Annotated in this window: 13 protein-coding genes, 1 tRNA gene and 2 pseudogenes; 6 read left to right on the forward strand and 10 right to left on the reverse strand. The window is 51.0% G+C overall.

Translation table 11 applies throughout. The annotated features are described in order from the left end of the window. Nucleotides 1-6: 6 nt before the first annotated feature. The gene (locus tag ACA108_07860) at nucleotides 7-453 is read right to left on the reverse strand and encodes a YccF domain-containing protein (GenBank protein ID XEX97409.1); all 447 of its coding nucleotides are present in this window, start codon (nucleotides 451-453) and stop codon (nucleotides 7-9) included. 129 nt (nucleotides 454-582) lie between these two features. Between ACA108_07860 and helD the strand changes: the two genes are divergently transcribed. Then, the gene (gene helD, locus ACA108_07865; protein ID XEX97410.1) at nucleotides 583-2,637 is read left to right on the forward strand and encodes a DNA helicase IV; all 2,055 of its coding nucleotides are present in this window, start codon (nucleotides 583-585) and stop codon (nucleotides 2,635-2,637) included. On the opposite strand, the gene mgsA is transcribed toward helD, so the two are convergent. After that, nucleotides 2,638-3,096 (reverse strand): methylglyoxal synthase, encoded by a 459-nt coding sequence (gene mgsA / locus ACA108_07870; protein ID XEX97411.1) that lies wholly within the window; start codon nucleotides 3,094-3,096, stop codon nucleotides 2,638-2,640. An 84-nt stretch (nucleotides 3,097-3,180) separates the two neighbouring features. Continuing rightward, nucleotides 3,181-3,846 (reverse strand): DUF2057 family protein, encoded by a 666-nt coding sequence (locus ACA108_07875; GenBank protein XEX97412.1) that lies wholly within the window; start codon nucleotides 3,844-3,846, stop codon nucleotides 3,181-3,183. Nucleotides 3,847-4,033: 187 nt separating this feature from the next. Between ACA108_07875 and ACA108_07880 the strand changes: the two genes are divergently transcribed. Next, nucleotides 4,034-4,447 carry a CoA-binding protein gene (locus ACA108_07880; GenBank protein XEX98049.1) on the forward strand — a complete coding sequence of 138 codons (414 nt, stop codon included), beginning with the start codon at nucleotides 4,034-4,036 and terminating at the stop codon, nucleotides 4,445-4,447. A gap of 26 nt (nucleotides 4,448-4,473) precedes the next feature. Here the strand turns inward: ACA108_07880 and hspQ are convergent, their stop codons facing one another. Further along, nucleotides 4,474-4,791: a heat shock protein HspQ gene (hspQ, locus tag ACA108_07885; protein ID XEX97413.1), complete on the reverse strand. Its 318-nt coding sequence runs from the start codon at nucleotides 4,789-4,791 to the stop codon at nucleotides 4,474-4,476. Between the two features lie 61 nt (nucleotides 4,792-4,852). Continuing rightward, complete coding sequence (gene rlmI / locus ACA108_07890; protein XEX97414.1) at nucleotides 4,853-6,043, reverse strand: 23S rRNA (cytosine(1962)-C(5))-methyltransferase RlmI; 1,191 nt, start codon at nucleotides 6,041-6,043, stop codon at nucleotides 4,853-4,855. 90 nt (nucleotides 6,044-6,133) lie between these two features. On the opposite strand from rlmI, the gene yccX reads away from it, so the two are divergent. Beyond that, nucleotides 6,134-6,415, forward strand: coding sequence for an acylphosphatase (gene yccX / locus ACA108_07895; GenBank protein XEX97415.1), 282 nt, complete (start codon nucleotides 6,134-6,136; stop codon nucleotides 6,413-6,415). On the opposite strand, the gene tusE is transcribed toward yccX, so the two are convergent. Both tusE and yccA read right to left on the reverse strand, forming a co-directional pair. Next, a complete protein-coding gene (gene tusE / locus ACA108_07900; protein XEX97416.1) occupies nucleotides 6,412-6,741 on the reverse strand; it encodes a sulfurtransferase TusE in 330 nt (109 codons plus the stop codon). The two genes, yccX and tusE, sit on opposite strands and share 4 nt — an antisense overlap. Nucleotides 6,742-6,848: 107 nt before the next feature. Next, nucleotides 6,849-7,508 (reverse strand): FtsH protease modulator YccA, encoded by a 660-nt coding sequence (gene yccA, locus ACA108_07905; GenBank protein XEX97417.1) that lies wholly within the window; start codon nucleotides 7,506-7,508, stop codon nucleotides 6,849-6,851. 88 nt (nucleotides 7,509-7,596) lie between these two features. On the opposite strand from yccA, the pseudogene ACA108_07910 reads away from it, so the two are divergent. Both ACA108_07910 and ACA108_07915 read left to right on the forward strand, forming a co-directional pair. Continuing rightward, nucleotides 7,597-7,806, forward strand: a pseudogene (locus ACA108_07910) (oligopeptide ABC transporter substrate-binding protein OppA). 138 nt (nucleotides 7,807-7,944) lie between these two features. Beyond that, nucleotides 7,945-8,032: transfer RNA gene (locus tag ACA108_07915), tRNA-Ser, on the forward strand. Between the two features lie 178 nt (nucleotides 8,033-8,210). On the opposite strand, the pseudogene ACA108_07920 reads toward ACA108_07915, so the two are convergent. Both ACA108_07920 and ACA108_07925 read right to left on the reverse strand, forming a co-directional pair. Next, nucleotides 8,211-9,330, reverse strand: a pseudogene (locus ACA108_07920) (IS3 family transposase). Between the two features lie 367 nt (nucleotides 9,331-9,697). Further along, complete coding sequence (locus tag ACA108_07925) at nucleotides 9,698-10,192, reverse strand: hypothetical protein (GenBank protein XEX97418.1); 495 nt, start codon at nucleotides 10,190-10,192, stop codon at nucleotides 9,698-9,700. Between the two features lie 493 nt (nucleotides 10,193-10,685). On the opposite strand from ACA108_07925, the gene ACA108_07930 reads away from it, so the two are divergent. Further along, nucleotides 10,686-11,411 carry an SDR family NAD(P)-dependent oxidoreductase gene (locus tag ACA108_07930; GenBank protein ID XEX97419.1) on the forward strand — a complete coding sequence of 242 codons (726 nt, stop codon included), beginning with the start codon at nucleotides 10,686-10,688 and terminating at the stop codon, nucleotides 11,409-11,411. A 149-nt stretch (nucleotides 11,412-11,560) separates the two neighbouring features. Here the strand turns inward: ACA108_07930 and ACA108_07935 are convergent, their stop codons facing one another. Continuing rightward, on the reverse strand, nucleotides 11,561-11,725 hold the full coding sequence (locus ACA108_07935) for a hypothetical protein (GenBank protein ID XEX97420.1): 165 nt from the start codon (nucleotides 11,723-11,725) through the stop codon (nucleotides 11,561-11,563). Nucleotides 11,726-11,788 lie beyond the last annotated feature (63 nt).

Below are 11,788 nucleotides of genomic sequence, written 5' to 3' on the forward strand. Positions count from 1 at the left end.
TCTGCATTACTGAAAGCGACGCTGGGCGTTAGCGGTGCGGGCGGCCTGTGCGACTTCGACAGGAACCACCCGGCGACCCACTGGCCACAGTGCGATGGCGGCAATCTTAAAATTGGCGATACCCACAGGGATACCGATGATGCTTATGCACTGAACAATGCCGGTCATGATGTGCATAATGCAAAGCCACCAGCCAAAGAAAATCAGCCACAGAATGTTCATCAGGGTGCCACCGGTATTCATTACCGCGCTTTTACCTTGCGGATTAAGCTCATCGACATGAACGGCTTCGTTACCATAGGGTACGAAAGAGAGTTTGGTGATCTCCCAGCAGGAGCGCGTCAGCGGAAGCGTGAAAATAAAAATAATGCTGGCGAGCGTGGCCACCAGCCAGGAAAGACTTGTCAAAAATCCACCCAGCACAAAGTTCAATACATTAAGGACGGTACGCATAAGCACTCTTCGTTAGTAAATGTCATACAATGAATAACCACAGCAATTGTAACGCGTTTTTACCCTGGAGCGTGATTCCTTCGGCGGGTAAACTGAGCGGCAACCATATTCAGGAGCAGACAAAGCGTCATGGAACTCAAAGCGACCGCCCTTGGCAAACATTTAGCACAGCATCCCTACAATCGCGTGAAGCTGCTCAGCGCGGGCGTTGAGGTAAAGGGCGATCGTCACGAATACCTTATCCCATTCAACCAGCTGGTGGCGATTAACATCAAGCGCGGTCTGGTCTGGGGGGAGCTCGAATTCGTGCTCCCGGACGATAAAGTCGTTCGCCTGCACGGCACCGAGTGGGGTGATACCCAACGCTTTTATCAGCATCTGCATGCGCTCTGGCAAAGCTGGAGCGCAGAAATGAGCGAAGTTGCCGCTCAGGTTCTCAACGAGCAGTACGACGAAATCTTGCGCCGGACACAGCAGGAAAAATGGTTTAAACGCAGCGACATGCAGGCCCTGCAGCAGAATGTCAGGTCGGCTTTCACCGCGTTGCCGCTTCCGAAGGCACGTCTTGAAGAGTTTGATAACTGCCGGGAAGCGTGGCTGAACTGCAAAGCCTGGCTCGAGCAGGGCGAAAAACGTCGCCATGAAAGGAATGCTGTCTACACCGACCGAATGCTTGAAAAATATGCCACTTTCTTTGAACGGGTGGAAAGTTCACCGCTGAACCCTTCCCAGGCGCGGGCGGTAGTCAACGGTGAGGACTCATTGCTGGTGCTTGCCGGAGCCGGGAGCGGTAAAACATCCGTGCTGGTCGCGCGAGCAGGCTGGCTACTGCAACGCGGCGAGGCAACGGAAGATCAAATTCTGCTGCTGGCGTTTGGGCGTCAGGCCGCAGAGGAAATGGATCAGCGCATCGCTGAGCGTCTGCATACCGACGCCATAACCGCCAGAACCTTCCACGCTCTGGCTCTGCATATTATCCAGCAGGGGAGCAAGAAAGCTCCACGCATCAGCGAGCTGGAATCTGATACCAGCGCACGCCACAGGCTCTTAATCGAAAACTGGCAGCAGCAATGCTGCGAGAAAAAAGCTCAGGCAAAAGGATGGCGCGAATGGCTAAGCGATGAACTGCAGTGGGATGTCCCTGAAGGCGAATTCTGGCGCGATGAACGTTTAGCAAAACGCCTTGCAAGCAGGCTGGATCGCTGGCTGGGGCTGATGCGCATGCACGGCGGCTCTCAGGCAGAGATGATCGCCGCCTGTCCGGAAGAAGTGCGCCACGTTTTTACCAGACGCGTTAAGCTCATGGCGCCTTTGCTGAAATGCTGGAAAGCCGCCCTAAAGGCTGAAGAGGCGGTGGACTTCTCAGGCCTTATTCACCAGGCGGTTAACGTGCTGGAGAAAGGGCGTTTCATCAGCCCGTGGAAGCATATTCTGGTGGATGAATTTCAGGATATTTCACCCCAGCGCGCGGCTCTGCTGGCGGCACTGCGCCGACAAAATTCCCATACTTCACTTTATGCCGTTGGAGACGACTGGCAGGCAATCTACCGTTTCAGCGGGGCCGAAATGGCGCTGACGACGGCCTTTGCACATTACTTTGGGGAAGGGGACCAGTGTGCGCTGGACACGACCTACCGCTTCAATCACCGCATCGGTGAAATAGCTAACAGCTTCATTCAGCAAAACCCGAATCAGCTGGCGAAGCCGCTTAATAGCTTATCGAAAGGCGATAAAAAATCGGTGATGTTGCTGGTGGAAGACCAGCTGGAGGCGCTGCTCGATAAGCTTAGCGGCTACGCGAAGCCCGAGCAGCGGATACTGGTACTGGCCCGCTATCATCATTTGCGTCCGCCAGCGCTGGAAAAGGCGGCAACGCGCTGGCCGAAGCTGCAGATCGATTTTATGACCATCCACGCCAGCAAGGGCCAGCAGGCTGATTATGTCATCGTACTGGGCCTACAGCAGGGCAAGGACGGTTTCCCCGCTCCGGCAAGGGAATCGGTGATGGAACAGGCCCTGCTTCCGCAGCCGGAAGCGTATCTGGACGCCGAGGAGCGGCGTCTGCTGTATGTGGCAATGACGCGGGCACGCCATCGTGTCTGGCTGATGTTTAACAAAAAAGAGCCGTCTGATTTTGTCGACATTCTCAAACGCCTCGGCGTGCCCGCGGCTGGCCGCCCTTAATTACCTCAGGCGTTCAGCCAGGTAGCGCTGATAATCAGGAATGAGGATTTCCACATCCTGACTGAAACCCGGTGACTGAATAATGAAGTCGGCGGTGGAGAGGTTGGTGGCGACAGGAATATTCCATACGGTCGCCAGCCGCAGCAGCGCCTTTACGTCCGGGTCATGGGGCACGGCATTCAGCGGATCCCAGAAGAAGATCAATATATCAATTTTCCCTTCAGAAATCAGCGCCCCAACCTGCTGGTCACCGCCCATCGGGCCGCTTAGCATCGCATTCACATCCAGCCCGCTGCCTCGCTGAATCAGATTACCAGTAGTGCCGGTGGCATAGAGCACATGCTGGCTCAGGGATGCCTTATGACGTTCAACCCACTTAAGAAGCGACTCTTTGCAGTGGTCATGTGCGACCAGCGCAATATGCTTGCGGGCCGCGAGGGTACGGGTCGTTGATTCCATGACAATTTCCAATTGATTAACGTTGACCACAGCTTACTGGAAGTCGCTGATGCTGCAAGAGAAGGGAATCAAAAATGCGCGTCATTACTGAGAAGGATGATCTTTCACCCACTGCAGAAAGTTTTCGCGAGTCGTTTTATCCGCCTGGGTGAACCAGTATTTAAGCCTTTGCTCGGTTAGCATCTCTGACGGGCGTACGGGGGGGTCTAATTCGGACGTGCTGGAAAGCAGAGCGCTGTCGTCCGCCATCATAATCGCAAACTGCGGCACAGAGGCGGTTTGCCCCGCTTTGTTGTAGCGCTGAGTATCGTTTTCATAATCGATACCCTGCGATGTGGGCCTTAGTGCCAGCACGTCCAGTTTAATGGGAATAACGGCCGAACTGCCGTCAAGAAGCTGCAGGTGGGGTGTGCTACTAAAGGCTTCGCTCTCTTTCTCGCTTTCTATGCGGGGTAGATTGAAATTAACCTGGCTTATCTCCCTCGTATTAAAGCTGACGACCAGCGGCGGGGAGATATAAAGCCGTTGCTCCCGCAGGCTCGCCCGCACGTTTTTCTCAACGCGGAACACCAGCTGGTGAGGGCCGTTATCCAGTTCAATGCTGTCAGCGCCTTTTAGCAAAAAACTTGATACTTTTTTGCCGTCTAGCACCAGCAGGTCGATGTCGGGTGACAGGCGCAAGGTTGTTGCCCACCCCGCACTGGGCAAGAGCAGGGCGCTTAAGACGAGTAAAATTGGCCCGGTATTCATTCTTTTCTCCACCGCCTGCGTGCCCCGGAATAATCGTGCCTGAATGTATCAAAACTTTTCACAAATCAGCTTTATTAACATATAGACATATTCTGAGCTTTTGCTCTCATACATCCGTATGGGAAAGATGGTGAGGCAGTAACGTTTGGCATACACTTTTGCCTACACCCTTAAGGCGGAGAGCGTCATGAAACCGACGGATATTGAAAGTATTTTGAAAAATACGAGAACCATTGCTTTGGTCGGAGCCAGCGATAAGCCTGACCGTCCAAGCTATCGTGTGATGGCATATCTGCTGGATCAGGGCTACAAGGTTATTCCTGTCTCACCTAAAGTGGCCGGGAAAACGCTGCTCGGCCAGCAGGGATACGGTACGCTGGCAGAGATCCCAGAGCCGGTCGATATGGTAGACGTGTTCCGTAACTCAGAAGCGGCCTGGGAAGTAGCGAAAGACGCGATAGCGATCGGTGCTAAAACGCTGTGGATGCAGCTGGGCGTTATCAATGAACAGGCGGCCGTGCTGGCGCAGGATGCGGGAATGAATGTCGTCATGGACCGCTGTCCGGCGATTGAAATCCCGAGACTCGGACTGGCTAAATAAGAAAACCCCGCGAATGCGGGGTCCTGTCAGTTACGCAGGCGAGGTGCCTGAAGCTGCTGCCTGATTGACGCCGCCAGTTCATCCATTGACGGCTGTTCCGGATGCTCAGCCTGAAATTCCCAGCTTAGCTGGGCCTCGGCGAGATAAGTATGCACGGCCTGGCCATCGTCATCTTCCATCACGACGTGGTACCAGGGAGCGGTGCGCAAAGCATCGTTGTCAGCCAGTTCGTCCTCGGCGGGTTCATCAAGGGAGTACTCTGGATCGATATCCACCACTACCCCTAAATAACCCAGCAATGAGTGGCGCACCTGCTGACCAATACCGAATTTGCTGGCAATCATAGTCACCTCCCGGGAATATTGCTCTGCATTGTGATATGCGGCCAATTTTCCCCTTTTCAAGCTACATGACGCGACAGGCAAACCCTTTCAAATACAGACCTTCCGGATAGGTTGCGATCACCGGGTGATCGGCCGCCTGACGGAACTGCTCTATAAATTGTACATCACGTCCGGCATCTACGGCGGCGTCGGCGATAATTTTCTGGAACAGATCGGTGGTCATCAGGCCCGAACAGGAGAAAGTCATCAGGATGCCGCCGGGGTTTAAAAGCTGGATGGCCAGCATATTAATATCTTTATAACCACGGCATGCGCCCATCAGCTGGTTCTTATTTTCCACAAACTTAGGCGGATCCATGACGATAACGTCGAACTTCTCGCCGGCATCGCGGTACTTACGCAGTAATTTGAAAACGTCATCGCGCAGGAATTCTGCTTTGCTCAGGTCAAGCTTATTGAGTTCTACGTTCTGCTTAGCCACGTCAAGCGTATCCTGAGACGTGTCAACGCTCACCACCTGGCTGCAGCCGCCCATTAAGGCTGAAACGGCAAAGCCCCCGGTGTAGGAGAAGCAGTTAAGCACACGCTTATCTTTCACATACTGGCGCGTCGCGAAACGGCTGTCGCGCTGATCGAGGTAGTAACCCGTTTTATGGCCGCCTTTAATATCCACCAGCAGCTTCATACCGTGTTCTTCGATGGGCAGCAGATCAGGCGGTAACTCGCCGCTTACCGGACCCTGGGTCAGTTCCATGCCTTCTTTTTTACGCACTGCCACGTCAGAGCGGTCATAGATGGCGCAGTGCGGGAATAACTGCTGCAGGGCCGCGACCAGGGCAGGGCGTTGATATTCAGCCCCGGCAGACAGCAGCTGCAGAACAAGAAAGTTACCGAAGCGGTCGATAGTCACGCCGGGCATACCGTCGGACTCGCCGGCAATCAGGCGATAGCTGTCCAGTCCGTCACGTTTAGCGAGCCATTCGCGCCACTGCTGTGCCTGCTGCAACCGGCGGGTGAAAAAGGCGATATCGATATCTTCGCCTGCATCGAACGTCCAGACGCGCGCACGGATTTGCGAAGATGGGGAGTAAGCGGCGCGGGCTAACCACTTTCCGTTGCTGTCCACAACGTCGATGGTTTCACCAGGATTCGCCTTTCCTTCTACGCGGGCAACTGCTCCAGAAAATACCCACGGATGACGGCGTAATAAAGATTTTTCACGCCCTTTGGTTAACACTAAACGTACGGTCATATTTTGATATGCTGTTTTGCTAAGAATTAGCCGTCATTTTCCGGGTTACACCCGCTAAATGCAACGTAAGAACCCTAAACGGAGGAAGTTATGGCATCAGTATGCACGCAAGCCTGGGTCTACGGTATGGTTCAGGGCGTTGGTTTTCGTTACAGCACGCAGCGCGAAGCGCAAAATCTGGGTTTAACTGGCTATGCCCGCAACATGGATGATGGCAGCGTGGAGGTGCTGGCGTGCGGTGAGGCACAGAAGGTTGAACAGCTTATCGACTGGCTGAAGGCCGGTGGCCCACGCAGCGCCAGGGTTGATAAAGTGCTTACCGAACCGCACCAGCCCGACAGAGAATGGACCAACTTTGGCATTCGCTATTAAATGCACTTAACAGGCTTAGGGAGACCTGCGATTTTCGTGGCCTGCTTGGCTGGCCCTTTAGGGAACAGGCGGTACAGATAACGGCTGTTTCCCTTTTCTTCGCCAAACTTATTTGCCATCGCTTTGACCAGCATACGAATGGCCGGGGAAGTATTAAACTCCAGATAGAACTCGCGCACAAAACGCACCACTTCCCAGTGCTCAACCGTAAGCGTAATTCCTTCTTTTTCTGCGATCGCAACCGCCAGCGGTTCACTCCACTTGGCGCTGTTTTTCAGATACCCGTCAGTATCCGTCTCGATGGTTTTGCCTTCGAACGTCAACATACTCATCCACGACATTATTTAAATTCGAGGCAGTGTAACAAATTTGCCCGCGCGGAAAAAACAAAGCCCCGCAAAAGCGGGGCCATAAAGTTCAGATTGCGCAGCCGTTAGTCGCGGCTGGCGAAGCCCAGAATGCTCAGCAGGCTGATGAAGATATTGTACAGTGAAACGTACAGGCTCACCGTGGCGCGGATGTAATTTGTCTCGCCGCCGCGAATGATATTGCTGGTTTCAAACAAAATTGCGCCGGAAGAGATCAGGATAAATACCGCGCTAATCGCCAGGTGCAGAGCGGGCAACTGAAGGAAGATGTTAGCGACCATGCCTACCAGCACTACCACCACGCCCGCCATCAGCATACCACCCAGGAAAGACATATCTTTACGGGTAGTCAGCACATAGGCCGAACCGCAGAAGAACACCAGCGCAGTTCCGCCCAGCGCCATACCGATAACGTCGCCCATGCCAGCAGACAGGTAGGTATTAAGAATTGGGCCAAGGATATAACCCAGGAAACCGGTGAACGCGAAGGCTGCAATAATCCCCGATGGTTTGTTGGCCAGGCGATAAGTCAGGAACATCAGTCCGTACATCCCGACCAGCGTCAGGATCAGGCCCGGAGATGGCAGCATCAGCACGGTGCTGGCTGTCGCCACCATGGCGGAGAATGCCAGGGTCAGGCTGAGCAGAAAATAGGTGTTTCGCAGCACCTTGTGAGTGCTTAACAGTGACGAACGGTCACGCGAGGAGGTAATTATGCGATCCATTCAGAAACTCTCTCTTTAATGTATATAGTGGCGAAGAATAAGCGGCACCCTTATTTAACGGAAGGTATTTTACCCATCTTTACCTGATGATGCTGCAAAAGCGAGTAACGTGGGGGAGCGGGGGAACTTCTATCAGCAGGCAGAAAATCTGCTGACGAAAGATGTTCCTGCGTTCCCTGTTTGACACTATGTTCTGGTGCAGCTGGTGAAACCTTATGTAGGGGGAGACGTGCCAAACAACCTCGGCAACAACTACACCAAAGATATGTACATCATCAATCACAGAGAAGTAGAGTGATAAGACACTAAAAAGTGTTGTTAAACTAGACAACTTGTTGGCATTTCAGTCAAATAAACTAAAGTTGGCTATTTTTCAGGCGAACGAACAAATTCGTGCTTTACATGAAGTATGGGTATGTTTATAGTTCGCCTCGTTGGAAGTGTGGCCGAGCGGTTGAAGGCACCGGTCTTGAAAACCGGCGACCCGAAAGGGTTCCAGAGTTCGAATCTCTGCGCTTCCGCCAACATTCTGGAGGGGTTGCCGAAAGGCGACCCCTTTTGTTTTTGGGGTGTTGGTAAAGTGTTGGTATATTCACTTGGTATATTTTTTAGTTTTTTCTCGCCTCCCTTAATTATCATTTAGTTTGTGTCATAACATATTTTTTACAACTTCTGACCTACCCCCAGGATTAGATACAACGCTCAGTTCGTAATGTCAGATCCCGCACTCTCCAATTCCCCTTTCTCCAGCCCGCCGCAAATTCAGACTGCGTCTGATAATTTAGCTTGGAGTGCTGGCGGTACTCGTTATAATCCTGACGCCATTCACTCATGATTTTCCTGGCATGAATGACGTCGCTGAACCAGTGTTCATTCAGGCATTCATCGCGAAAGCGTCCATTAAAACTCTCAATAAATCCGTTCAGTGTCGGCTTGCCGGGCTGAATAAGCCGCAGCTCCACGCCATGCTCAAAGGCCCACTGGTCAAGTGCTCTGCAGATAAACTCTTGCTCCTGGTCAGTTCTTATCGTCGCCGGAAAGCCGCGAAACAGTACAATGCTGCCCAGAATAAGCGTGACTTGCACGCCTGAAATCCCAAAGACAACAGTGACAATCAGGTGTTCCTTCGTGAAGTTATCGATGCAGGTTAGGCACTTGATACTGCGATCGGTGGCCTGTGCATCCATGAAGAAATTCATTGACCAGGTCAGATTGGGCGCCGCTGGGCGGAGCAGCGGCAGACGTCCTGTTGCCAGCCCTTTACGACGTGGTCTGCGTTTTACGCCCAGCCCGCTCAGATGATAAAGGCGGTACACACGTTTGTGATTAACATGAAGCGCCTTCACGGCGCAGTAACTGTCAGATGCTGCGGTAGCCAAAACGCCTGCGCTCCAGTACCAGTTCGGTGATGCGCCCTAATAAATGGGCATCAGCAGCTGGGCACCAGGCGTCATAGCGGCAGGTCGACAGGGATAAACCTGTGGTCCTGCAGGCACGACGTTGCAAAAATCCAGTCGCATCACACATTAACATCACGGCTTCATGCTTCTGGTCTGTCGTCAGTACTATCGCCCAGGAGCCACCTGAAGCGCCTCCTTATCCAGCATGGCTTCGGCAAGCAGCTTATTGAGCCTTGCGTTCTCTTCCTCAAGCGACTTAAGGTGCTTAACCTCAGGCACATCCATACCGCCATACATCTTACGCCAGGTTTAAAACGTGGCATCAGAAATGGCGTATTTGCGGCGGAGTTCACGGGCGGATACCCCTCTTCGACCTCGCGGGCAATACTGATGATCTGTTTGTCGGATAAACGCTTCTTCATGAGGATGTCCTCATGTGGCTTATGAAGACATTATTAACATCGGGGTGTACTAATCAACGGAGAGCAGTTCACGGGCGGGGCAGCCCCAATTTGCGAGCAAAAGTAAAACTGACTGCCGTCTTCTGCCTGGCAGCATCGCCATTATCTCATCAAGGATCGTGCTGCTTTCATACCAGCGCAGCAGGGTGGCCTTCTCCGCTTCAAAGATAACGGTCAGGCACTGCAGGGTGGGGTTGTTCTCCTCTGACGCGCTTCAGGCGTAGCAGGGCGTTATTAATGGACGAAAGGCCCTGTCGGGAAAAAGCGGCATGACCGTCAGCGATTTGCGGTGTCGGTTCTGACTGAGAAGCTGCTATTCCTCTTTACGCTACTGGCGGGCACAGGTGTGTCCTGGCGAGACAAGACTCAGTTCACGGGCTTTACCACGAATGTTCTCATCTGATTTAGCCTGCAAACGGCTCAGAATATGCTGACCTTCACATGGGTAATATTGATACAGACAGCTAAGTTCATCCTCAGTCCATGTGTCTTCTGGTCGTGACAGTCCCATTTTTCCGGCCATGGCCATTACCGCCAGTGCGCTACGCCCCGGGAGCATGGCGACAATGCCCCGTATTGGTTTCTGGGTTTCATAATGGTTTGTCAGGATAGTCCTTTCGGCCTCGCACCAGCTCTGAACCGTTTTTTCAGGGTGCAACAGTTTCCTGACCATCCCTTTGGCGGCTTGTACTGTCCTGCCAAGGTGTGTGGCAATCGCTTCCGGACCTGACGCTCGGTAATTGGCTTCAAAATAGTTTATTTCATCGAGGGTCCAGCTCACCTTGTGGTTTTTTGTCTCTGACGAACTTTTTGCCTTACTCATTTATCCCGTAGCTCCGTTTCAGTCTGCAGCCACATATGTATATTAGCTGACCTGATGCCGCCAATCTTGCCAGAAAGTTCCGGATATAAATTCCATTCATCGATATGGTGAATGTAATGTGTTTAATTAATAAATAGAATCATCATTTAAGCAAATAATTGCACGCTATTCAGTGGGGCTCTGCCAGGTGTTGTCCATTAAAGCATTTTGACAACGCAGAAATATTTATGCCTGGTCCGTTATAGGACTTTTATTATTAAATTATATTAAGTGAATGTCTGGGTATGATGAATGTGCGGAAGTGCAAATATTGTGGGCTTTCCGTGAGCAGCCTACAAAGTGCGTTAAGTCGCTCTGTTATCGACTGAGCTGACACTTAGGTGGTAACTTTTTGATTGTTGAAATATTTAATTTTAAACAAACAAAAGGATGCTATTTTTAATAAATAACAGACAATGACGACACTAAGAATGGGTTTTGGTAGGTTGTTGATATGTCGAAAGTATGTCTTGTTACGGGGGGAAGTAATGGGATCGGTGAAGCGGTGTGTGAGAAGTTCATTCACAGCGGATATCGAGTATATAACTTTGACATTAAACCCGGTGCATACGGACAATTTATTGAATGCGATGTTTCATCTTCTGAAGGTATTCAACAGGCAATGAATAGAATATCTGAGAGTGAGTGCAGCATAGACCATCTGGTCATTAGTGCAGGTGTTCATTTCTCTGGTAACGTAGAGTCAACGATGACTGAAGACTTTGAAAGAGTTATTGGGGTTAATGTTAAAGGCGCTTATCTTGCAATCAAAGAAAGTCTTCCACATATGAAAAATAATGGTGGGAGTATTGTCCTCGTATCTTCAGATCAAGCGTTTGTGGGCAAAAAAAATAGTTTTGCATATAATTTAAGCAAGTCGGCGGTTGCATCGATGGCTAGAACAGTGGCCATTGACTATGCCCCCTATAATATACGCTGTAATGCTGTTTGCCCGGGAACTATTGATACGCCACTCTATCGTAATGCACTGACACGTGCATCAGAGCGATTGGGGAAAACCTTCGAATCTTTGCATGAAGATGAATGTAATGAACAACTTCTCAGACGTATAGGCACAGCAAAGGAAGTTGCTGACTTTGTGGATTTTTTATGCAGTGAAAAGGCTGGGTTTATCACAGGATCGCTGCATTCAATCGACGGAGGGTATACGGCAATATAGCCAGGGAAGCGTATGAAATGAAACTTCTGGAAATGATTTGATGCCAGAGTACGCACTGCCTTGAAAGAAGTTGCAGACGTCAGGAACTGGGGTTCTTTCTGTACGGAATGAGAAATGTAAAAATTAGAGGCGATTAAAATGGCTTGATTTTACTGGAGATCAATACGTTTATTTAATATTTTTTGAATGGCCTCATCTTCAGTCTCGGCACCTTCTATATTACCTTCATAAATGGCGACCCAGTAATCCTTAAGGTTGCCTTTGAGCTCGGGAACGTTGTAGGTTTTAATTTTTACATTATCATTTGATGTCATTGATTTTCCCTTTAATGTAAATAATGATTACTAAAACAAAGCCGCAGGTGAGTCTCGTTTTAA

It is taken from the genome of Dryocola sp. LX212 (assembly GCA_041504365.1).
Classification (GTDB): Bacteria; Pseudomonadota; Gammaproteobacteria; order Enterobacterales; family Enterobacteriaceae; genus Dryocola.